Source organism: Allorhizocola rhizosphaerae, assembly GCF_003426775.1.
Lineage (GTDB): Bacteria > Actinomycetota > Actinomycetes > Mycobacteriales > Micromonosporaceae > Allorhizocola > Allorhizocola rhizosphaerae.
Map to the genome: position 1 here is coordinate 1 of NZ_QJUG01000144.1, position 21,900 is coordinate 21,900.

Here is a 21,900-nt window from a genome sequence, read left to right on the forward strand (position 1 = left end):
CCGAGCTGCACACCGCCATGCTGCGCGGTGTCGCCCCCGCGCAGCTGCGCGCGCCGGGAAGCGTCGCCGGGCCCCGCGCGCCCGCCACCCTCGCGCTCCCCCGCCCGGCGCAGTTGCCGGCACGCGTGGGCTACTTCACCGGGCGCACCGGCGAGCTCGAAGCGCTGGAAAGCGTTGCCGGCTCGCCCGTTGTGCTCATCTGCGGCCAGGGCGGCATAGGCAAGACCTCGCTCGCGGTCGAGTTCGCGCACCGGATCGCCGCCCTCCACCCCGACGGCCAGCTGTTCGTCGACGTGCGCGGCCACGACCCCACCGCCGCGCTCGCGCCCACCGAAATCGTGGCGGTGCTGCTGCGCTGCCTCGGTGTCCCGGACGGTCGCGTGCCCAACGAGCTCGGTGAGCGCGTGGGACTCTACCGCTCCCTGCTGGCCGGCAAGCGGATGCTCGTGGTGCTCGACAACGCCGGCGCCACCGGGCAGGTCATCCCCGCGATCCCGAACGACGGCGGCAGCGTGCTGATCGTCACCAGCCGCAAGAACCTCGCCGCGCTGATGACCCACGCCGAGGTGCATCCGGTGGTGCTCGATGTGCTCACCGACGCGGAGGCCAACGATCTGCTGGCCGGGATGCTCGGCGCCGCAAGGGTTTCGCGAGAGCCCGACGCCACCGCGCAGCTGGCCGTCCTCTGTGGACGGATGCCGCTGGCCCTGCGCATCGCGGCCGCCAAGCTCGCCATGCAGCCACACCGAAGCATCGGCGCGTTCGTGGCCGAACTGTCCAATGGCGACCGGCTCGCGCAGCTTGGCGTCGAGGACGGTGCGCAGACCGTGGAGGCCGTGTTCAGTAGCGCCTATCGGGCGCTGCAGCCCGGGGCCAGGCGCCTGTTTCGCTTGCTGGGTTTGCATCCCGGGCCTCGGATCAGCTCCCACCTGGCGGCGGCGCTCGGGGCGCGACCGGACGCGCTGGCCGAGCTTGTGGGCGGCCACCTGATCACGCAGCCGGAGCCGGGGTGGTATCTGCTGCACGATCTGGTGCAGCTGTTCGCGCACGGCCGCGCCGTGGCCGACGAGCCCGAAGGCGTGCGGGTGGAAGCGGCGCAACGACTTCTTGACTGGTACCTGACCGTCGCGGACGCCGCAAGCCGAGTGCTGGATCCAAGCCGCGATTGGATCGCACCGGTGTTGCGCCATCCCGCTCCGCCCGTGCCCTTCGACACCGGCTCACGCGAGGCCGCACTGTCCTTTTTGGAGTCCGAACGGGACAACCTGCTGCCGGTGGTGCGATTCGCGGGCGAGCACGGCCAGCCCGCCGCCGCGTGCCAGCTGGTGCATCTGCTCACCGCGTTCTTCGACGCCCACGGGCACTGGTCGCAGCGGGTGGACATGTGCCGGCACGCGGTCGGCGCCGCCCGCCTGCTCGGCGACGCTGCGGTCGAGGCGGAGATGCATCGCGCGCTCGGCGTGGCCTATCGCACGACCTATCAGCTCCAACTCGCGCTGGACAGCCATCGGCGGGCGCTGGCGCTGATGCGCCCGCTCGGCGATGAGCGGGCAATGGCGTATGTCTACAACAATATCGGCGGCGCCTGTGCGGAGATGCGCCGGTTTGACGCGGCTGTTGAGGCGTACCGGATGGCATTGAAAATGCATGGCAACTGCGGCCACGAGTTCGGTGTCGCCGTCGCCGAACGGAACCTGGGCTATGTGCACATCCGCATGGGCCGCCCGGATCTCAGCGTCCCGCACCTGGAGCGGGCACTGGCGGGCAGCCGTGCCCTGGGCCATCGGCGGCTGGAGGCCGGAGTGCTCGACAGCCTCGGCGAGGCCCATCTCGGGCGGGCGCAGCACGACGAGGCGTTGCGCTGCTTCGAAGAGGCGCTGGCGATCAGCCGAGCGGTCGGCGATCGCCGGCAGGAGATGGACGCGCTCGACAACATCGGCCTGACCCACTTCGCCCGCGGCGACGCCATCGCCGCCGCGGGCTTGTTGAGTGAGGCCCTCGCCTTGAGCCGGATGATCGCTCACCGGCACGGCGAGGCACGGATTCTCAACCATCTCGGCGAAGCCCATCTGCGCCTGGGAGACCGGGAAACGGCGCGCCGGCACCTGATGGCCGGCGCCGAGCTGCGCAGGACGCTGCCCGACACCTACGACGAGGCGAGCCTGCAGCGCAACCTCGGGGATCTGGCCGACCTGACCGGCGACCCCGCCGCCGAACACCATTGGGAGCTCGCGATCGGCCTTTACCGCAAGGCCAATGCGCACGCCGAAGCGGACCGCATGGCCGCCGCGATCAGTCGTCGTCGATGATTCTGACGGTGACGGTGGCAATGCCGACGCGGCCCGCCGATAGCTTTCGGATGGCGACCGTGAAGTGCTCGTCCGGCTCGCTCACCGTGTCGTTCACGAGGCGGATGCCCAAATCGGCCCGGGTGGCGCCGCGCGGGATGACGACGCTGGTCGCGGGTGCGACGAAGTCCGCGCCGATCATTGCCGTGCCGTCGCGGGTCTCGAAGTAGACGGTCGTGTCCCGGGGCACCGGAGCGTTCGCCTGCGCGACCATCCGGCACGTCAGGCACGGCTCATCGGGGCAGAACGGCTCGCTGAGCAGATCGACCACGAGATCGTTGTCCACGATGACCCCCCGCGCCGAGCCGTCCACTATGGTCAGCCCGTCGGGGGTATGCAGGCTCAGCGTCATGCCCTCGTCGGGCTCGGCGCTGAAGTCGTCGCCGACGTCGACGCTGATCGTCTTGTCGCCGGCCTCGCCAGGCGCCCAGCTCAGCTGCCCGGACTTCGGCGAGAAGTCGCCACCCGAGGTGGCCGCCGGATAACCAAGAGCGCCCGACGCTGTCTGGTATTCCACGGTTGCGCCCGCACAGCCGGAGGTCGTCACCCTGAAGTTCAGCACGCCGCCCTCCTGCGCCGACGCATTGAGGACACTGACATTGCGCGGATCACAGGTGCCCTCAGCCGCGCCAGGTGCACCGCTTGCCACCAGTGCCACCGATGCCGTAAGGCCGATCACCGCCATATGACGCACCGTGCGTCGCATGCGCACCACCCCTTTTCATTCCTTGGCTTGGGTTATAGGCCACGGCGGTTGCAGCGATGTTGTGCGAGGGCCGTGTGCAGCGCATACGGGCACGCGGCAACCCTGCGGCAACCGCGCCGCAACGGCGATGCCGTTGGTTTGGCGGCATTCAACGATTCCAGGGAGGAACAATGGGCATTCGCGCGGTCATCGCGGCGCTGAGCCTGATCGGGTCCATGCTCGTCGTGCAGGCGACCCTGCCGGGCGTGGCACAGGCCCGGTGCAAGGGCGCCGACAACGAGATCACCAGCCACCTCATCATCAACGAGATCATCGCGGTGAGCGAGGTGCCGGTGACCGGCACGTGCAACGAGAACCACTACTATCAGGCCAACTTCCGCAGCCACTACACCGGCTGGCGGGCGTCGGTCTGGGTGGAGAACAACGGCTGGGTCGGCTACTACGGCCCGTTCGGCACCGCGTGGGACAGCTACAGTTTCAACGACGGCGCCTCGGCCATCCCGGGCACGGCCGCTATCCACCTCTGCCTGGACAACGGCACGACTTGGTATTGCGGCTGGGGCGACGACTACAACGTCGGCAATGCCGTCAACCACAACATCTACGGCACGAACTACGGGTTCTGATCAGATAAAACCGCTTGAGGCCTTTGTGCCGAAGGGCCTCAGGCGGTTGCCGTCATTTGGTGCCGGACGCAGGCAGCTGCACCGTGACGCAGAGCCCGCCGGCGGCCCGGGGGGCCAGGGTGAGGGTTCCGTCGTGTGCCTGGGTGATGCTCTTGACGATTGCCAGGCCGAGGCCGACACCCGCGTGGTCGGTGCGTATGCGTTCGGTGCCGCGCTGAAACGGCTCGACGAGCGTGGAGACGAATTGTGGGGTGAGCCTCGCGCCGGTGTTCTCGACGGTGAGCACCGCGGTCGCGGATTGAACGCCGGTCGTCACCCACACGGTGCCCTGTCCGGGCAGGTTGTGCACGATCGCGTTGTGCACGAGGTTCGTCGTCACTTGCAGCAGCAGCGCGTGTGAGCCGATGGTGGGAGTCATATCGCCGGAGGTCTCGATGGTGAGGCCGCGTTTTTCTGCGAGGGGCAGAAGCGTTTCAGTGGCTTCTTCCGCTATGAGCGACAGGTCGACGTGTTCTCGGGTGAAGGACCGCTGGTCGGCGCGGCTGAGCACGAGCAGCGCTTCAGTGAGTTCGATCGCTCGGATGTTGACGGCGTGGAGCCGGTCGACGAGTTCGCGAGTGTCCTGTGTCGGATCGTTGCGGGCCACGTCGAGAAGTGTCTGCGAGATCGCAAGCGGGGTGCGCAGCTCGTGTGAGGCGTTGGCGGCGAATCTCCGCTGTTCGGCGACGTGTGCCTCGAGCCGGGCGAGCATGGTGTCGAAGGCGTCGGCGAGTTCGCGGAACTCATCCTGGTCGCCGGGCAGCCGGATGCGGTGGGACAGGGATCCGTTGGCGGCCATGCGTGTGGCGTTGGTGATCCGGGTCAGCGGGGTGAGCATGCGGCCGGCGAGAAGCCACCCTCCCACGAGACCGAACACCAGCAGGAACACCCAGACTGCGGCCACCCTCGGAGCGAAGGCGCGCAGGAGGTCGGACCGGTTGGGAATATGAGGACCGGGCATGCGCCCGGGCATAGGGGCGGTGAGCACACCGTCGGGCACGTATCGCAGAAGGAACACCCACACGGCGGCGAGCAGCAAGGCGCCTGCGACCATGAGGAACCCGGCATAGCTGAGGGTGAGTTTGAGGCGAACGCTGAAACCAGGCTGCCTATCCACGGTCCCCTCCCTCACGTTCGGCGCCGGGTGCCGTGTCGATGCGGTAGCCGACGCCGGCCACGGTGGCGATGACCCAGGGTTCGCCGAGCCGTTTCCGCAGGGCCGAGACGGTGATGCGCACGGCGTTGGTGAACGGGTCGGCGTTCTCATCCCACGCCCGTTCCAGTAGTTCTTCGGCGCTGACGACACCGCCTTGGGCCGCGACGAGGATTTCGAGCACGGCGAACTGCTTACGGGTGAGCGCGACGTAGCGGCCGTCGCGGTAGACCTCGCGGCGGAAAGGGTCCAGCCGCAGGCCTGCGATCTGGAGCACAGGCGGCCTGTTGTGTGCCCGCCTGCGGTCGAGTGCTCTGAGCCGGAGCACGAGTTCGCGGAGTTCGAAGGGCTTGGTCAGGTAGTCGTCTGCGCCGAGTTCGAACCCGGTGGCCTTGTCGTCGAGCCGGTCGGCAGCGGTGAGCATGAGAATCGGCATGCCGCTGCCGGAGGCGACGATGCCTTTGGCGATCTCGTCGCCGGAGGGGCCGGGGATGTCGCGGTCGAGGACGGCGATGTGGTAGGCGTTGACGCTCAACAGTTCCAGAGCGGTGTCACCGTCACCGGCGATGTCGGCCGCGATCGCCTCCAGGCGTAGGCCATCGCGGATGGCTTCGGCCAGAAAGGGTTCGTCCTCGACGATCAACACACGCATCCTCCCGATGCTACGAGCTGCGCATATCGTCGGCATATCAAAAACCACATACGGGCTGGCAACATCACGCTGCCTTGACTTGGAGGCATGACCTACCGCAAACCAGCACGAACAAGAGCCCACCGCACCCGACCGGCCATCCTCACTGCCCTCGTCGTCGGCGCGGCGCTTATCGGTGTCCTCGTTTATCAGCAGTCACTTGCGTTCCCATCCTCCTCACCGGCGCCATTCGGCGACTCTGTTCACGGCAACCACTATGGTCCACCCGGTGAGGCGCCAGCGCACGCGGTCGGCGTCGCTGATGGCGTCGTCCCTGACGGCGTGACGATCTTCGATGACGAATTTCCGGCCGTGGCCAAACTCGACCGCGATCTGCTCGATGCCGTCCGCCGGGCAGCGACTGATGCCGCGGGCGACGGGGTCGAGTTCATCGTCAACAGTGGCTGGCGTTCCCCGGAGTACCAGGAACAACTGCTCCGTGAGGCGATCTCGGAGCACGGCTCGGAAGAGGAAGCCGCCCGATGGGTGTCGACCCCCGACACGTCTGCTCACGTGTCGGGGGACGCGATCGACATTGGGCCCGCCAGGGCCACGGCGTGGCTGTCCAGGCACGGCGCCGATTACGGGCTGTGCCAGATCTACCGCAACGAACCGTGGCACTACGAACTGCGCCCTGAAGCCATCGACGATGGCTGCCCGCCCATGTATGCCGACCCCACGCACGATCCAAGGATGCAGCGGTGACCGGCACGCCCGGTTCTGCGTCGTCAGCCGGCCTTGCCGCGGGCGATGTAGACGTTCATGTCGGTGAAGTCGAGGGTGATGTTGTAGGGCTTGTAGAAGCTGTGGGAGAAGTGGCCCAGCACGTCGAACCCGTGAGGGGCGAGCGGCTGCCTTGGGTTCGCCAAGCAGTAAGCCTCCTTGGCGGTGGCGTTGCCGAGGCGGACCTCCTTCGGGTAACACGGGTAGACGGTGGCCGGCAGGAGCCCGGTCGAGGTGTCTACCGGGCGGTCGTAGTCGGTGCGGACCCGCAACCGTTCGGCCGTTTCCACGGACATGCCCGCGACCATCTCGCCCAGCCCGCCGATGTTCAGGCCCATCACCCGTGGGCCGGAGCCGGCGATGCTACCCCTGCTGTACAGCAAGTGCTCACGGGCCAGCCACAGCGGCAGGGGCTCGGCGCCCGCCCGTTCGGCGTCGGCGCGTGCCTTCCTGGCCGTTTCGGGGGTTCTGCGGCGCAGGATCAGCGACCGGCCCGCGTAGTCGATGGTGGTCAGGAAGTGGTACATGAGCCACGTGCCGAACATTCCGGGCCCGCCGGTCCGACTCGGCTCGTCGTCGTCCGACCAGCTCACGGGGACGTTGCGTACTTCGATGCCGCCCAGCCGCAAGGAGTCCAGCACGCCGAAGTACATCCATCGGGGCGGGTCCAGGTAGTCGAGCTTTTGCGCGGCCACCGCGCGCAGCCCGGCTTCCTCGGCTAGCCGCGCCGACATGCCCACCGTCGCGACGCGGGTGTAGAACGAGAAGCGCTTCGGCGGTCCGCCGTTCAGCGAGGCCTCCACCAGCGGTGCCGGATCCATCTGCTTCCATGGCACCCGCGCGATGTCGCCGTGGATCTGATAAGGCTCGCCGCGGAATGCCGCGAACCATATGGCGTACGCTTGCTCGCCGGCCGCCTGCCAGTGTGGTACGGCAAGAGGGAACTTGTCCTGCCGGACGTAGCAGTCGCCCAGGAGCCGGTTGGTTTCCTGATCGCTGGGCGCCAGCGTGAGGGCCAGCTTGAGATACTTCTCGGCCTCGGGGAACTTGTTGCCCAGTAGGCCGATATGGCCACGCCGGCGGCCGGCGTGCAGGTTCGTGGGGTCTTGCTTCAGTATTTCCTCGTACGCGCGGGCGGCCTGGTCGAACTTCCCTGCCTTGAACAGTGCGTCCGCGTCACCGCTGGGGCCGGCCTGCGCCATCGCCGGCTCACCCAGCAGTGGCGCGGTCGCGGCGGCACCGGCCATTGCGGCGGCGCCTCGCAACACCGAACGGCGATCCCATTCTCCGTTACTAGCCAACGTATTTCCCCTCTCTCGTGCAGCGCCCTGCCGAGGCGGCAGCAGCACAGAAACGGGCTCACCGTAACGGCCGCAACATATCGTCGACGTATCGAAAGACACATACGCGGTGATAACACCACGCTGCCTTCACTGAAGGCATGACCTACCGCGAACCCGCTATCAGCGATCCACGCGCACGAGCGCGACCCCGTGGGCGTTGAGCCGGATGGGGCGGCCGGATCTGACCCGCTCGCCGGAGAGCAGATCGAGCCCGGTGGAGCACGACGCCACCTCGACCGGCGAGGCGTTGTGGTTGAGCAGGAACACCAGGCGCGTGCCGTCCGGGGCGACCCGCACGGCGGCCTCCAGGCCCGGCACGTCCGCGTATGGCCCGGTCAGGCCGTGCCGGTCGAGCACCTGCCGCACGACCCAGTCGACACCCGTCTGGTCGAGCCCGGCTGCCACATACCACCCTTCGCCGGCGTGGAAGGCGTTGCGGGTCACCGCGGGCGTGCCCGCGTAGAAGTCGTCCTGATACACGCCCACGACCGAGGCGCCCTGCGGGATCACGAGCTCGAACAGCAGGCTCGCCTCCGACACCACGGAGTCGCCGAGCAGCACCGGGTTGACCACCTCCGGCCCGCGGGCGTCCCACTCGTCCACCCGCACGCCCATCAACGGCCCCAGCGGTCCGGGCACGTCCATGAGGAACGCGTTGTCGTTCTCGTCCACCCGCCCCGACAGGAACGTCGTCACGACCGATCCGCCGCGCCGAGCGACATCCTCAAGCCGTTGCGCCACACCGGCTTTGAGCATGTGCAGGGCTGGCGCCACCACGATGTCGTAGGCGTCCAGTGAAGCGGTCACCGGTACGACATCGACCTGCGCCCCCAAGGACCACAACGCCCGATAGTAGGCCAGCACGACCGCCTGATAGCGCACCAACCGCGACGGCCCGTCGGACAGCTCCAGCGCCCACCAGCTGTCCCAGTCGAACAGCAGGGCGGCCCGGGCGGGCGTCCGCGCGCCCACCGTCACCGCGCCCAGCTCATCCAGCTGCCTGCCGAGCGCCGCCACCTCACGAAAAACGCGAGTGTCCGACCTGCCCGCGTGCCCGATGACCGCGCCGTGGTATTTCTCGCAGGCCCCGCGCGAGGCGCGCATCTGGAAGAACAGCACCGCATCGGCCCCGTGCGCGACCGCCTGCCAGCTCCACAGCCCCATGATGCCAGGCCGCTTGAGCGGGTTGACGTCCCTGCTCGCCGTGTAACTGGGCGTCTGCTCCATCAGCCAGAACGGCTGCCCGCCCTTGAGCCCGCGCATCAGGTCGTGCGCCAGTGCCATCCGCTCGGGCGACTTGTCGTCGGGCGGATAGTTGTCCCACGACACGAAGTCCAAATGCGAGGCCCACCGATGATAGTCGATCGGGCGGTACATGCCCATGAAATTTGTCGTGATTGGAGTGTCCGGATCGGACTCCCGGATGGCCGCCTTCTCGTCCGCGAAGTTCTGCAGCATCGCGTGGGACATGAAACGCAGATAGTCCAACGTGATGCCCTGAAACGCCGTGTGGTCCGGTCCGCGCCAGTGCTCGGTGAGCGCCGACGGTGGCTCGATCTCGTCCCAGTCGGTAAACGTGTGCGACCAGAACCTCGTGTACCAAGCCTCATTAAGCGAATCCAATGTGGAGTACCGGTTGCGCAGCCACACCCGGAACGCCGCCGCACACAGGTCGCAGTAACACGCGCCGCCATATTCGTTGCCAACGTGCCAAGCGACCACATTGGGCAGACTGCCGTAACGCCGGGCCAGCCGCCGCGCCATCTCCGCCGAATGCTTGCGGAACACCGGCGAGCTCGGGCACGAGTTGTGCCGCTGCCCGAACCGATGCCTGCGCCCCTCGAAGTCGACCCGGGTCACCTCCGGGAAGATGCGCGCCATCCACGCCGGGTGGGCGCCCGTCCCCGTTGCCAGACAGATGTTGCGGCCCTCGGCCAACGCCCGCTCGACGATCCCGTCCAGCGTCGTGAAATCGTACACATCCGGTGCCGGCTGGGTGAGCGCCCAACTGAAGACGCCAACGGTGAGGGTGTCGATGCGCGCCTCATCGAACAGCCGGTAGTCCTGGTCCCAGACGTCCTTTGACCACTGCTCGGGGTTGTAGTCCCCGCCGAACCACACCTTCAAGCCGTGAACTCCTTTGTTATCAACGCAATCATCGACCGGCAACCGCGCAGCAGGGCCAGCGCGAACACGGATCCCAGTAACGCCAGCACCGCCTCGGTCAGCAATGCCACCACCGCCGCCGCGACGATGAGCAGACTCACCACCCCGATTGCCGTGCGCGGCAAGAAGTGCAGGGCCAACCGCGCGACATCCCTTGCGCGGAAAGAAAACAGCGACGCGATCACGAGCGCGTTGGCCCCCCAGGCCAACGCGACCAATGCGATGACGCCCAGCAGCACCGCCCACCACACGGGGATGCCCGCCTGCACGCGATTGCCGAGATTCACCCCGATGATGGCCAGCCACACCAGCAACGGGATCCAGAGCTTTAAAACCCCGATATTCATCCTGTACCCGCGCCAGAACGCACGCGCCGGCCGCAGCTCAGTCAGATCGGACGTGCGGCGATGCAACGCATAGAGCGCCGCGGACAGCGCGGGCCCGGCCGGGATGGCGCACGCGGCCGCCAACGGGACGTTGCTCACGTCGCGATCCAGCAGCATCAGGGGCACGATCCCGGGCAGCATGGCGATCAGCAGCATCAGCTCGACCACGATCAGTGTGTAGACGAGCGCCGCCGCACGCGACAGCGGACCCTCGCCAAACCGTTGCCACGCCGAAACACTGCTCATCCACGTAACCTACCCTCGTCCCACCATGGCGGGGTCTCGTCAGCCACCGCATCGATTTCGACCAGGGTCACCTCGTGCCGGGCCAGCGTCAGATCGAGCTCCACGCGCCCATCGGCGACCGGCAGACGCGAGTGCGTGCGCGCCGGCTCGGCCACCTCGCGCAGCACGTCGAGCTGGCGCCGGCTGGGCGAGCGCGGTTGACCCATCTGTTTCCACGCCGCCCAGGCGTTGCCCGCCTCCTCGCTGACCGACGACCGCAGCACAAACGCGGCCCCTTGCCCGGCAATAGGAACCGACAGGCTGACGTCCCCCCACGCCAGCACCGTCACCCGGCCATTCTCATCCCGTGTGACCAGACAGCGGTCGTCGCGGGCGAGGATCCGCCCGCCCATGCGGGCCATGAAGGCGTACAGGTGAAAAGTGGGTTTCTTGATCTGCCTATGGGTCAGCAGCCCGAAGCCGCCGTGAAACGGCGCGGTCGGCACGCCCATCTCCTCGAACATGTCGCTGAACGTCCAGTAGGAGAACGAATCGCACAGGTCCCCGCCCGCGGCGACGACCGGCGCGAGATAGGCCGCGTGCAAGGCCGTGTCGTGGATGGGATTGTCGGGCCGGTACGAAGAATTGAACTCCGTGATGTGCACCGGCAGCCCTTCGATCGGCGTCCCGCGCAGCTGCTCGCGCGGCAACGCGAACTGCGCGAGCAATTCCGTTGCCGGCGCGAGCTTTTGGTATGATCCGAACGGCACCAGCGTCGGATTCTCGGACGTGTACGCGTGCCGGCTCACGAAGTCGACCGGCACACCCCTGTCGCACACGAACTCGGCGAAGCGCACCATCCACTCGTCGGCTCCGGGCGAGATGGCCGGCCCGCCCACCAGGAGCGAGGCATCGACCTCCTTCACCGCGTTGGCCGTCACCTCATACAGCCGGTGATAGGCCGCCTCGTCGGCGCCCGCCCAGAAGTCCTTCAGGTTGGGCTCGTTCCACACCTCGATCGGCCACGTGCGGACCTGTTCAAGCCCGTACCGGTCGACCAGGTGCGCGACGGTCGCCTTCACCAGCGCGGCCCATTCGCTCCACGAGCGCGGCGGGGTCACGTTGCCGCGCCACCAGAACACGGTCTGGTCGCCGGAGGCCAGCTCGGCGGGCATGAACCCCAGCTCGACGAACGGCGCGATGCCCATGTCCAGGTATGCGTCCACGACCTGATCCACGTAGGTGAACGCATGCCGCACCCCACGGGTGCCCTCGTGCTCGTATGGCCGGTAGATGCCCACGCCGTCGCTGAACAGCCCGTGCCCGCGGATGTGCCGGAACCCGATCTCGCGCTGGATCAGCGCCAGCGAGTCCTGGTAGTCGCGGCGCAGCGCGAGCTCGAACCGGCCCGTGCCCACGCAATACCGCCAGGCCTGGCTCAGCGTGCCCGACTCCCGATCCAAGACGTGGATGCGCATCAATTTCCTTAGGGAGAAAGGCGGTTGGGCCGCCCGTGCGCGGCCCAACCGAGTTTTTGTTTACCCGCCGTGCTTGGACTTATAGCGTTCGTGCGCCTTGTTTACGAGATCTATGTACTGCGTCATGTTCTTGGTCTTCAGCTCGCCGAGGTAGGCGTCCCACTGGCTGAAGTCCCGCTGGCCCAGGATGAACTGCAGGGTCTGCTGCATGACGTAGTCCTTCAGCGGGGTCTCCCACAGGTTGGCCTGCTCCCGCTCGTCGGCGTTGAACGGCCGCGGGGGCGGCAGCGGGAGCGTCTTCTTGGCGTTCATCGCCTTCTGGAACACCTGCTCCTCCTCCGAGAAGAACGACTGCAGCAGCTCCGACGTGCCGCCATAGGCGAACACGCCGTTGAAGAAGCCGAAGTCCTTCTGCAGGTGCTTGGTGCCCGACGGGTTGAGGCCGACCACGTTGACATCGGCGGCCAGCTTGCGCTTGCCGGACGCGTCCTTGGTGTAGGTGACGCCCTCGACGCCCCACTTGGCGAACTCCTGGCCCTTGTCGGAGTACCACAGCCAGTCGATGAACTGCATCATCGCGACGAAGTTCTTGCTGTCGCGCGCCTTCTTCGAGATCAGGACGCCGTTCTCCAGCCGGGAGCCGGCCTTGACGTCACCGGCCGGGCCGACCGGCACCGGGATCTTGACGACCTTGGCGGCCGGGTCGGTCTTCGCCAGGCCCGGACGGTACTCGTTGATCAGCGTCTGGGCGTTGGTGCTGATCACGAACGACTTGCCGGAGGTGAACTTCTGCGTCGCCGCGTCATCGGCCTGCGTGAAGCTCTCCGGGTCCATCAGGCCCTCTTTGACGAGCTTGTTCAGGAACTGGAGCATCGCCTTGTATTCGTTCATCGCGCCGGTGAAGACGAACTTCTTCGCCTTGTCGTCCCACGTGGCGTTGTTGTAGCCCCAGCCGCCGGGCGCGCCGAAGGTGCTGCCCATGACGTTGAACAGGGCGCCGCCGGGAGTCGGCTTGCTCCACCGGTCGGAGAACGGGTACTGGTTGGGGTAGGCGGCCTTCATCGCCTTGAGCACGTTGTAGAACTCGTCCCACGTGCCCGGGACCTTCAGGTTGAGCTTCTCCAGGATGTCGGTGCGGATCGCGACGGAGTAGTCGATCCAGACGTTCTCGTGCACGCCGGGCAGCAGGTAGAACTTGCCGTCCTCCTGGCGCAGCGTGTTGAGGTCGCCCTGCAGGTTCCACTTGGCGATCTTGTCTTTGAAGTGCGGCATCAGGTCGAGATAGTCACTGACCGGCAGTACCGCGCCCGAGGCCACGAACGGGCCCTCCTGCCCCGGGTAGGTCTTCGGGATGATGAAGGGCGCGTCGCCCGCCCCGATGATGAGGCTGCGCTTCTGCTCGTAGTCGCTCAGCGGCACCGCGGTCGGGGTGAACGTGACGTTGGTGCGGTCCTTGAGCTCCTTCCAGAACAGCCAGTCCTCTTTGAGCTGGTAGTTGGGGTGGTTGTTGTAAAGGATGGTGAAGTTGAGCGGTTCGGTGGCCTTGAACTGGTCGCCGACGGCGTACTTCTCCATGGCGCCGGCGCGGTTGGCCGAAAGGTCCTCGCCCTCGTTGCTTTCGCCGCTGCTGCACGCGGTGAGGGCAAGGGTCAAGACGCCCACGGCGGCTATCGCCGCGCGACGCCAGGGTCTGTTGAACATGATACTTCCTTTCGTACGAAAGGCGTTGGTGTGTAACGGGTTGGAGCGTTCACCCGCTACCCCTTGACGGCGCCGAGCATCACCCCGGAGACGAAGTACTTCTGGATGAAGGGGTAGACGAGCAGGATGGGCACGGTGGTGAGCACCATCGTCACGGACTGGATGTTGGCTGCCGCCGCAGTCACGTCGTCGCTGGTGACACCGCCCGTCTGGGACGCACCGGTGGCGCCCGCGATCAGGTTGCGCAAATACACGGTGACCGGGAAGAGGTCAATCCGATCCATGTAGAGGAACGCCGAGAACCACGAGTTCCAGAAGGACACGGCGTAGAACAGCACCATGGTGGCGATGACCGCCTTGGACAGCGGCAGCACGATCTTCCACAGGATGCCGTAGGTGCTCATGCCATCGACCGCCGCGGCCTCCTCCAGCTCGACCGGCAGGCTCTCGAAGAACGCCTTCATCACCAGCAGGTTGAACACGCTGATGGCGTTGGGCAGGACGATGGCCCAGATGGTGTTCTTCATGCCCAGGCTGGTGATCAGCACGTAGTGCGGGATGAGCCCGCCGGAGAAGAACATGGTGAACACCGCGAGGCCGATCAGCAGACCGCGCCCCCGAAGGTGCTTTTTGGACAGTACGTAGGCGTAGGTCGTGGTCATGAACATCGCGATGACGGTGGCCACGACCGTGTAGACCACGGTGTTGCGGTAGTTGACCCAGAAGGTCGGATCGGAGGCGACGATCCGGTACGTGGTGATGTTGAACCCCTTCGGGATGAGGTTGACCTGTCCCGACCGGATGTAGCCCTCCTCGCTGAACGAGCGGGCCACGATGTTGACGAACGGATACAGCGTCACCACGACCACGATGGTCAGGATGATCCCGTTGAACACCTGGAAGACCCGGTAGCCGCGGCTGACGCGGTGCCCCTTGGGGCGCGGGGCTTCCAGGATCGACTCCGCCTTGCGCTCGATCACCTTGCTGTCGATGGCTACCACAGGCTCGTCCCCACTGTGCGGCGCGAAATCTGGTTGGCCGTCAGGACCAGGGTGAGTCCGATCAACGCCTCGAACAGACCGATCGCGGCGGCGTAGCTGAAGTTGTTCGACACGATGCCCATGCGGTACAGGTAGGTCGAGATGACGTCGGCGGTCGGATACGTCAGCGGGTTGTACAGCAGCAGGATCTTCTCGAAGCCCACGGCCATGAACGTGCCGATGTTGAGGATCATCAGTGTGATCATCGTGGGCCTGATCCCGGGCAGGGTCACGTGCCACGTCTGTTTCCACCGGTTGGCGCCGTCGATGCGCGCCGCCTCATAGAGGTCACTGTCGATGGTGGTGAGGGCGGCGAGGTACAGGATGGTGCCCCAGCCGACCGTCTGCCACACCTCCGACGACACATAGATGGTGCGGAACCACTCGGGCAGCTGCATGAACGAGATGGGGTCGTTGCCGACGGCCCGCACCGCCTGGTTCACCGCGCCGTCGATCGACAGCAGCTGCATCACCATGCCGGCCACGATCACGACCGACAGGAAGTGCGGCAGGTACGAGATGGACTGCACGAGCCGCTTGAGCTTGCGCGCCCGGACCTCGTTGAGCAGCAGCGCCAGCACGATGGGCAGCGGGAAGACGACCACCACCGTCAGCGTGCCCAGCACCAGCGTGTTGGTGAACACCTTCCAGAACGTCGGGTCGTTCAGGAACAGCCGCACATAGCGCAGGCCCACCCACGTCTCACCGAGCACGCTGCCACCCGGCTGGAACCGGCGGAAGGCGATCACGTTTCCGAGCATCGGAAGGTATCGGAAGACGAGGAAGAACAGCAGGGGCAGGATGATCAGTGAATACAGCTGCCAGTCGCGCCGAATCGCGAGCCGCCAGCTTCGCTTGTGGCCCTTGCGCTTTTGTGCCCGCTGGGTGTGGTGCGCGGGCTCCATCTCCACCCGGGGGTTGTTCAGCGCGACGCGCGCGGCATCGACGGCTTTACTCATGGCGGCCTCCACCCATGGCTTCAATGTGGGCCGTGGTCAACAGTTGCCGGTCGTGGCCGACCTCGCGCTCCTCGCCCCTGAGGCGCAGCGGCACGACCCCGGCGAAATCGCCACTCGACCGTCCAAAGCGGAGCTCCACGTCGCCCGGCTCGACGATGCGCCTGCCGTGCGCTCCGGTGAACCATGTGACATCGGCCGGAACCGTGAACGTGACCCGGGCCGCCTCGCCCGGCTCCAGCGGCACCCGCGCGTATCCGACCAGGCGCACCACCGGGCGCGTGGTCTGCGCGACGGGGTCGTGCAGATAGAGCTGGACCACCTCGGTGCCGGCGCGCGGGCCCGTGTTGCGGACCGTGATGTGCACGTCTGCCTCGCCGTCGACGGCCCATGCGGTGGGCCCGCTCGCCTCGGTCCACTCGAACGCCGTGTAGGAAAGCCCGTGCCCGAACGGGAAAGCGGGCGTCGGGTCCACAGAGGACGCCCCGGAGCGGCGCCCGAGCGGCGGGGCGAGGTAGGTGGTTGGCAGGCCGCCCGCGTCGCGCGGGATGCCGACCGGCAGGCGCCCGGACGGGTTCACCGCGCCCGTGAGTACCTCGGCCAGCGCCTGCCCGCCCAACTGGCCCGGGAAGAACGCCTGCACGATGGCCGCTGCCCCGTCGAACGCGGGGCCAAGCGCGTAGGGCCGGCCGCTCAGCAGCACGAGGACGACCGGTGTGCCCGTGGCGAGCACGGCCCGCACCAGCTCCTCCTGCACCCCGGGCAGGTGCAGGTCGGTCGCGTCGCAGCCCTCGCCGGACGTGCCGCGCCCGAACAGCCCGGCCCGGTCGCCCACGGCCAGCACGCACACATCGCTCTCGGCGGCCGCCGCCACGGCGGCGGCGATGCCGGAGGCGTCATCGCCGGTGATGGCGCATCCCGGCTCGAACACGGCGTGTGGCAACGACGCGCGCAGCGACGGGATCTCCAGCCCCAGCCCATAGTCGGCATAGCGCACCCCGACATGCGCCGGGAACGAGTAGCAGCCGAGCATCGCGATTGGGTCGTCGGCCACCGGCCCGACCAACGCCACCTTCTTGTGAGACGCGAGCGGCAGCGCGCCAGAGTCGTTGTGCACCAACACAATCGACTGCCTGGCCAGGCGCAGCGCGATGTCCTGGCCGATCTCGTCGTCGAAGCGGAGCTCGTCGAGCCCGTCGGGCACGGGCTTCCAGCCCTCGTCGAGCAGGCCAAGCTCGGCCTTTTGCGCGAGCACGCGCAGCAACGCGCGGTCGATCAGCGCCTCGTCGACCGCGCCGGACTTGACCGCCTCGATCAGCGGGGCCGCGTAGGCGTCCCCGCGCGGCAGCTCGACGTCGATGCCGGCGCGCAGGGCGAGCGCCGCGGCGTGCGCGCCGTCGGCGGCCACCCCGTGCTGCGTCTCCAGGAACCGCACGGAGAAGTAGTCGGAGACCACGGTGCCGGTGAAACCCCACTCGCCCCGAAGCACGTCGGTCAGCAGGCCGGCGTCGGCCGCGACCGGTACCATATCGATCTCTGAATAGGAATTCATCACCGAACGGGCCCCACCCAGCCGCAGGGCCATCTCGAACGGCGGCAAAATCACGTCCTGCAGCTCGCGCCGGCCCATCGCCACGGGCGCGAGGTTGCGGCCACCACGCGAGGCGGAGTAGCCGGCGAAGTGCTTCAGCGTCGCGACCACCCCGGCGCTTTCCAGCCCCCGGACATAGGCCGCCCCAACGGTTCCGACCAGATAGGGATCCTCGCCGATGGTCTCCTCGGTGCGGCCCCAGCGGTAGTCTCGGGTCACGTCGAGCACGGGCGAGAGCCCCTGATGCACGCCGGCGGCGCGCATCGTTCGTCCAATCCGGACAGCCATCCGCTCGACCAGCTCGGGATCGAACGCCGCGCCCCAGCACAGCGGTGCCGGATAGGCGGTCGCCTGCCAGGCGGCAAACCCGGTCAGGCACTCCTCGTGCACCTGCGCCGGGATGCCGAACCGGTTGGTCGCAACGATTTGCGCCTGCGCGGCGGCCAAGGCACGAGCGCCCGCGACCGGGTCGACCGGCGCGGTGCCGAAGGGCCGGGTCAGCTGGCCCAGGCCGTTGCGGATCAGCTCGCCGAACGGCGGGCCGTCGCCCGGCATGTTGTCGGCCTGCAACGGCGCGACCCCGTCGCCGGAAGCCTCGGCCCCCGCCCACACCGAGCCGAGCTGAGCGATCTTCTCCTCCAGCGTCATGAGCGGGAGAAGCGCCTCGGCCCGTTCGACCGGCGTGCGCCGCATGTCGCGCCACCGTTCGACTGGCAACTGATTTCTCATGCCACCCCTGCTTTTCGGTCGGATGAGGGCGCCGCGCATGGAGCCATCGGGGGTCCACTCCGATATGCACCGAAACTTTCGGTAAAACTTCGTTACATCTGGCGGCACCATAGGCGCACGTGGATGGGCGTGTCAAGGGTCTCTGAAGTGGGCGGGGGCTTGGTGTATGGTCCAGATGCGACCCGCGGGCCAGCGCTGGGTGACGCGCTATGACCGGCCTTGACAAGGCCCTCTGGCCACAGGGGTTGCTCCGAAACTTCCGGCGACGCTAGGTGAGATTTCGATGACTCGTTCCGCAACCATCGCGACCATCGCCCACGAGGTCGGCGTCTCGGTCACGACCGTGTCGAAGGTGCTCAACGGCAGGTCAGACGTCGCGCCGGGGACAAGGGCGCGGATTGAGGAGAGCCTGGAGCGGCACCGCTACCGCCGCCGCTCCAAACGCCCGGTCACCGGCAAGGGCCAGATCGACCTGGTCTTCCACGAATTCAACTCCGCGTGGGCCATGGAAATCATCCGCGGCGTCGAGGCCGTGTCCACCGCGGCCAAAATCGACATCGTGCTGTCCCAGCTCGGCGGGGAACACCTGCCGCCGCAGCAGTGGCTCGACGGCGTGCTCGCCCGGCGCCCGCTCGGCGTGCTGTTCGTCCTGTGCCACCTGACCCAGGTCCAGCGGCAGCAGTTGCAGCGCCAGGGCATCCCGTTCGTCGTCATCGACACCGACAGCGCGACCTCGGCGTCCGTGCCCACGGTCGGCTCCAACAACTGGAACGGCGGCCTGCTGGCGACACGGCATCTGCTGGAGCTCGGCCATCGGCGCATCGCGATCATCTCCGGCCCCGAGGACGTGCTGTGCAGCCAGGCGCGGGTCGCGGGCTACCGGTTCGCACACGATGAGGCCGGGATCGCGCTCGACCCGGATCTCGTGCGGTGGGGCAACTTCTACGTCAACGCGGGAGATGAGCACAGCATGCGGCTGCTGACCATGCCCGACCGCCCGACCGCCATCTTCGCCGGGTCCGACCTGCAGGCCCTCGGCGTGCTGCGGGCCGCGCGGCGGCTCGGACTCGATGTGCCCAAAGACCTTTCTGTCATCGGGTACGACAACCTGCCCGTCGCCGCCTGGATGGGCCCGGCGCTGACGACTGTCAACCAGCCCCTGCAGGACATGGCCGGCACCGCCATGCGCATGCTGCTCGACCTCGCCCGCGGGGTTGACCTGCAGACCAGCCGGGTCGACATGGTGACCGAACTGATCGTGCGGGAAAGCACGGCGCCGCTGAAGGATGCACATGCGACTTGAGCAGTACCTGCCCGAAATCGATGAGCCGCACGACTTCGACGCGTTCTGGCAGTCCACTTTGGAGGATTCCCGCGCCAAACCGCCGTTGATCGACGTGCGGCCCATGCAGACCGATCTGGCGCTGGTGGACTGCTGGGACGTGACATTCGCCGGATTCGGCGGCGATCCGATCCGGGCTTGGTACCTGCGGCCGTCCGGAGTGGACAGTCCGTTGCCGGCGGTCGTGGAGTTCGTCGGATACGGGCGCGGGCGCGGCCTGCCGCACGAGCGGCTCACGTGGGTCGTGGCGGGTTACGCGCACCTGCTGATGGACGTGCGCGGGCAGGGCGACCTGTTCGGCAATGGCGGTGACACGCCCGACCCGCACCCGGGCACGCCCGGCGGGCACCGGCCGACGACGATGGGCATCCTCTCGCCCGAGACCTACTACTATCGCCGGCTCATCACCGATGCCGTGCGCGCGGTCGACGCCGTGCGGGCCTTGCCGGGGGTTTACCCGGCGCGGGTCGCGGCCGTGGGAAACAGCCAGGGTGGTGGGCTCGCGCTGGCCGTGGCGGGGCTCGTGCCCGACCTCGCCGCGCTGGTGACCACCGCGCCGTTCATGTGCGACGTGCAGCGGGCGATCGAGACGGCGCAGTTCGGTGCGTACACAGAAATCGCAAGCTACCTTGGGGTGAATCGCTTATCGGAGGCGGCCGTGCGGCGCACGCTGTCCTATGTAGACGGCGTAAGCTTCGCCAGGCGGGCGAGCGCACCGGCCCACTTCGGGGTCGGCCTGCGCGACACCACCTGCCCACCGAGCACGGCCTACGCCGCCTACAACCATTACGGTGGCACGGACCGCGAGATCCACGCCTACCCGTTCAACAACCACGAGAACGGCGACGCGTTGCACGTCCGGCTCCAGCTTGGCTGGCTGCGGGCGCGGCTGTCCGCTTAGGACACATTGCGCCGGTCTATCGCCGGAGGACTCGCACGAGGCTCGCGAAGCTGTCCTTGCCGTGGCCGGCCGCGATACCCTTCGCCGTCACCGCCTCGACCACCCGGGGCAGGGCGGAGTCGAGCCCGCGCGCGTCGGTGGTGCGGATCAGGTGATCCATCAACGGGTAGTCCAGTTCGAGCCACTCCCCGTCGCCGGGATACGCGCCGGCGTCAATCTGATCGGCGTAGCCCTCGATGACCTCTGCCACGGTGGTCCGCAGCCAACGCGTGAACAGTGGAGTCAGCGTCTTGGCCGCGACACCGTCCGTGCCCAGCAGCGCGGCCGATTGCAGGTATCCGATGAGCGTCGCCCAGGCGAAGTTCAGCATCGCCAGGTCATAGAGCGCGGCAGTCGCCGCGTCCTCGCCCAGGTATGTCGCGCTGCCGAGGGCGGACAGCACGCTCTCGTGCCGGTGGAACACCTCGGCCGAACCGCTGTAGACCACGACGGTGTGCGGGTCGCCGACATGCTCCGGGTGCGCCATCAAGGCGCCGTCGAGATACCGGGCACCGCGTCCGGTGAGCCGCGCCGCGGCGGAACGCGCGTCCGCCTCGGTGCCGGACGTGAGGTTCACGATGTCGTGGCCGGCCAGCCGTTGCTCATGCCGGCTCAGCAGCGGCCACAGCGCGTCGTAGTTCTCGACGCACACCACTATCAGCGCGGCGTCGAGCGCCTGGGCGGCATCATCCGCGGTTTCGTCCCACACCGTGATGGCGTGACCCCAAGCGGCCAGGGCGTTGGCGATCGCGGCCGCCCGCGGGTTCACGCCGAGCACCGTCACGGAGCCGGTTGTCGTCTGCATGCTTCCTCCAAATGCGCCGATCCGCAACAACCTACAAAACGTAACCTACATTTTGTAGGTTGTCGAGTGATCGGCTCAGCCCCGGCCGGACTTCACCGCGACACGGTTGCGCAGACCGCCGACGATGACCGCCGTCGCGCCGTCGATCGCCGCCGCACGGGACAGCCGCCGATCGGCGGCGTCTCGGGCCACGGCCTCGATGACACCGAGGAACCCGACAAGCACGGCCCGGTCCTTCCGGCCGGACAGATCGGCGAACCGCGCCAGCGCGGCTTGCATCTGCGACACATAGAACTGGCGAGAGGACCGCAGGAAGGCACGCGTCTCCGGATGACCCGCCAGCGCCGCGTAGACCGCGTCGCACTGCGGGCCGGCCGCCAGCACGCCGTCGATGTAGGCGGTGCAAATGACTGACACGACCTCGTCCAGAGAGGCGGAGTCGCCCGGCAGCGCGTCGCGGATGTTCTGCCCGATCATTTCGTCGTACCGCTGATAGAGCGCCATGAGCAGCCCTTCGCGAGTCTTGAAGTGGTCGTAGGCGATGGGCCTGGACACCTCGGCGCGCTCGGCCAGCCGGACCAGGGTGAGCGCATTGGTGCCCTCGTCACGAACGATCTCCTCGGCCATCGCGAGGAGTTGCAGCCGCCGTTGTTCACGGCTCAGCTTGGTCACGTTCCGACCCTAGCGCCCGCGTCGGGCACGTCAGGCGAGGCCGGCTTCTTTGGCGATGATGGCGGCTTGGACGCGTGAGGTGCAGTCGAGTTTGGCCAGGACGCGGGAGACGTGGGTTTTGGCCGTGGCCTCGGTGATAGCCAGCTCGGCGGCGATGTCGGCATTGGACAGTCCGCGGCCGAGGGCGGCGAGGATGTCGCGTTCGCGGGTGGTGAGGCTGTCGAGGTGGGGGCGGGGGTG

Annotated in this window: 19 protein-coding genes; 5 read left to right on the forward strand and 14 right to left on the reverse strand. The window is 67.6% G+C overall.

The annotated features are described in order from the left end of the window. The coding region (locus tag DM816_RS27005; protein WP_117213206.1) for an ATP-binding protein at positions 1 to 2,309 on the forward strand (2,309 nt) is incomplete at its 5' end. On the opposite strand, the gene DM816_RS27010 is transcribed toward DM816_RS27005, so the two are convergent. Continuing rightward, entirely contained in the window at positions 2,293 to 3,054 is a 762-nt protein-coding gene (locus DM816_RS27010) for a Calx-beta domain-containing protein (protein WP_162907885.1), read from the reverse strand. The genes DM816_RS27005 and DM816_RS27010 overlap by 17 nt on opposite strands. Positions 3,055 to 3,224: 170 nt before the next feature. Between DM816_RS27010 and DM816_RS27015 the strand changes: the two genes are divergently transcribed. Continuing rightward, on the forward strand, positions 3,225 to 3,680 hold the full coding sequence (locus tag DM816_RS27015; RefSeq protein ID WP_246002271.1) for a hypothetical protein: 456 nt from the start codon (positions 3,225 to 3,227) through the stop codon (positions 3,678 to 3,680). Positions 3,681 to 3,732: 52 nt separating this feature from the next. Here DM816_RS27015 and DM816_RS27020 read toward each other — a convergent pair whose 3' ends face one another. Beyond that, positions 3,733 to 4,608, reverse strand: coding sequence for a sensor histidine kinase (locus DM816_RS27020; protein WP_281274369.1), 876 nt, complete (start codon positions 4,606 to 4,608; stop codon positions 3,733 to 3,735). A 220-nt stretch (positions 4,609 to 4,828) separates the two neighbouring features. Then, a complete protein-coding gene (locus DM816_RS27025; protein WP_117213209.1) occupies positions 4,829 to 5,524 on the reverse strand; it encodes a response regulator transcription factor in 696 nt (231 codons plus the stop codon). A gap of 321 nt (positions 5,525 to 5,845) precedes the next feature. Between DM816_RS27025 and DM816_RS43895 the strand changes: the two genes are divergently transcribed. After that, positions 5,846 to 6,268 (forward strand): M15 family metallopeptidase, encoded by a 423-nt coding sequence (locus DM816_RS43895; protein ID WP_211588868.1) that lies wholly within the window; start codon positions 5,846 to 5,848, stop codon positions 6,266 to 6,268. 23 nt (positions 6,269 to 6,291) lie between these two features. Here DM816_RS43895 and DM816_RS27035 read toward each other — a convergent pair whose 3' ends face one another. The 8 genes from DM816_RS27035 to DM816_RS27070 all read right to left on the reverse strand — a co-directional run bounded on the left by DM816_RS27035 (position 6,292) and on the right by DM816_RS27070 (position 17,901). Beyond that, positions 6,292 to 7,554: a tetratricopeptide repeat protein gene (locus DM816_RS27035; protein ID WP_162907886.1), complete on the reverse strand. Its 1,263-nt coding sequence runs from the start codon at positions 7,552 to 7,554 to the stop codon at positions 6,292 to 6,294. Between the two features lie 195 nt (positions 7,555 to 7,749). After that, on the reverse strand, positions 7,750 to 9,750 hold the full coding sequence (locus DM816_RS27040) for a beta-galactosidase (RefSeq protein ID WP_246002273.1): 2,001 nt from the start codon (positions 9,748 to 9,750) through the stop codon (positions 7,750 to 7,752). 2 nt (positions 9,751 to 9,752) lie between these two features. Next, the gene (locus DM816_RS27045) at positions 9,753 to 10,427 is read right to left on the reverse strand and encodes a YesL family protein (RefSeq protein WP_117213213.1); all 675 of its coding nucleotides are present in this window, start codon (positions 10,425 to 10,427) and stop codon (positions 9,753 to 9,755) included. Beyond that, positions 10,424 to 11,884: a GH39 family glycosyl hydrolase gene (locus DM816_RS27050; protein WP_117213214.1), complete on the reverse strand. Its 1,461-nt coding sequence runs from the start codon at positions 11,882 to 11,884 to the stop codon at positions 10,424 to 10,426. The genes DM816_RS27045 and DM816_RS27050 overlap by 4 nt, the downstream gene beginning before the upstream one ends. 60 nt (positions 11,885 to 11,944) lie before the next feature. After that, positions 11,945 to 13,585 (reverse strand): ABC transporter substrate-binding protein, encoded by a 1,641-nt coding sequence (locus DM816_RS27055; RefSeq protein WP_117213215.1) that lies wholly within the window; start codon positions 13,583 to 13,585, stop codon positions 11,945 to 11,947. A 56-nt stretch (positions 13,586 to 13,641) separates the two neighbouring features. Then, complete coding sequence (locus DM816_RS27060; RefSeq protein WP_246002272.1) at positions 13,642 to 14,586, reverse strand: carbohydrate ABC transporter permease; 945 nt, start codon at positions 14,584 to 14,586, stop codon at positions 13,642 to 13,644. Continuing rightward, positions 14,580 to 15,584: an ABC transporter permease gene (locus DM816_RS27065; protein ID WP_170318876.1), complete on the reverse strand. Its 1,005-nt coding sequence runs from the start codon at positions 15,582 to 15,584 to the stop codon at positions 14,580 to 14,582. Before DM816_RS27065 ends, DM816_RS27060 begins: the two co-directional genes overlap by 7 nt. Next, positions 15,577 to 17,901, reverse strand: coding sequence for a beta-xylosidase/alpha-l-arabinosidase (locus DM816_RS27070; protein WP_117213216.1), 2,325 nt, complete (start codon positions 17,899 to 17,901; stop codon positions 15,577 to 15,579). Before DM816_RS27070 ends, DM816_RS27065 begins: the two co-directional genes overlap by 8 nt. A gap of 283 nt (positions 17,902 to 18,184) precedes the next feature. Here DM816_RS27070 and DM816_RS27075 point away from each other — a divergent pair, with 283 nt between their 5' ends. Together DM816_RS27075 and DM816_RS27080 are read left to right on the forward strand one after the other, a co-directional pair. Then, positions 18,185 to 19,204 (forward strand): LacI family DNA-binding transcriptional regulator, encoded by a 1,020-nt coding sequence (locus DM816_RS27075; protein ID WP_117213217.1) that lies wholly within the window; start codon positions 18,185 to 18,187, stop codon positions 19,202 to 19,204. Next, complete coding sequence (locus DM816_RS27080) at positions 19,194 to 20,144, forward strand: acetylxylan esterase (protein ID WP_211588869.1); 951 nt, start codon at positions 19,194 to 19,196, stop codon at positions 20,142 to 20,144. The genes DM816_RS27075 and DM816_RS27080 overlap by 11 nt, the downstream gene beginning before the upstream one ends. 16 nt (positions 20,145 to 20,160) lie before the next feature. On the opposite strand, the gene DM816_RS27085 is transcribed toward DM816_RS27080, so the two are convergent. The 3 genes from DM816_RS27085 to DM816_RS27095 all read right to left on the reverse strand — a co-directional run. After that, positions 20,161 to 20,988 carry an imine reductase family protein gene (locus tag DM816_RS27085; RefSeq protein WP_117213219.1) on the reverse strand — a complete coding sequence of 276 codons (828 nt, stop codon included), beginning with the start codon at positions 20,986 to 20,988 and terminating at the stop codon, positions 20,161 to 20,163. A gap of 75 nt (positions 20,989 to 21,063) precedes the next feature. After that, positions 21,064 to 21,660, reverse strand: a complete 597-nt coding sequence (locus DM816_RS27090; RefSeq protein ID WP_211588870.1) for a TetR/AcrR family transcriptional regulator — start codon at positions 21,658 to 21,660, stop codon at positions 21,064 to 21,066. 30 nt (positions 21,661 to 21,690) lie between these two features. Further along, positions 21,691 to 21,900, reverse strand: a 210-nt coding sequence (locus DM816_RS27095; protein ID WP_162907887.1) for a response regulator transcription factor, incomplete at its 5' end; no start/stop codon positions are given.

Excerpts from the sequence above, each read along its gene's own strand:
- DM816_RS27010 (WP_162907885.1), bottom strand. The coding sequence starts at position 3,054 with ATGCGACGCACGGTGCGTCATATGGCGGTGATCGGCCTTACGGCATCG.
- DM816_RS27015 (WP_246002271.1), top strand. The coding sequence starts at position 3,225 with ATGGGCATTCGCGCGGTCATCGCGGCGCTGAGCCTGATCGGGTCCATG.
- DM816_RS27025 (WP_117213209.1), bottom strand. The coding sequence starts at position 5,524 with ATGCGTGTGTTGATCGTCGAGGACGAACCCTTTCTGGCCGAAGCCATC.
- DM816_RS27045 (WP_117213213.1), bottom strand. The coding sequence starts at position 10,427 with ATGAGCAGTGTTTCGGCGTGGCAACGGTTTGGCGAGGGTCCGCTGTCG.
- DM816_RS27050 (WP_117213214.1), bottom strand. The coding sequence starts at position 11,884 with ATGCGCATCCACGTCTTGGATCGGGAGTCGGGCACGCTGAGCCAGGCC.
- DM816_RS27055 (WP_117213215.1), bottom strand. The coding sequence starts at position 13,585 with ATGTTCAACAGACCCTGGCGTCGCGCGGCGATAGCCGCCGTGGGCGTC.
- DM816_RS27065 (WP_170318876.1), bottom strand. The coding sequence starts at position 15,584 with ATGAGTAAAGCCGTCGATGCCGCGCGCGTCGCGCTGAACAACCCCCGG.
- DM816_RS27070 (WP_117213216.1), bottom strand. The coding sequence starts at position 17,901 with ATGAGAAATCAGTTGCCAGTCGAACGGTGGCGCGACATGCGGCGCACG.
- DM816_RS27075 (WP_117213217.1), top strand. The coding sequence starts at position 18,185 with ATGACTCGTTCCGCAACCATCGCGACCATCGCCCACGAGGTCGGCGTC.
- DM816_RS27080 (WP_211588869.1), top strand. The coding sequence starts at position 19,194 with ATGCGACTTGAGCAGTACCTGCCCGAAATCGATGAGCCGCACGACTTC.
- DM816_RS27085 (WP_117213219.1), bottom strand. The coding sequence starts at position 20,988 with ATGCAGACGACAACCGGCTCCGTGACGGTGCTCGGCGTGAACCCGCGG.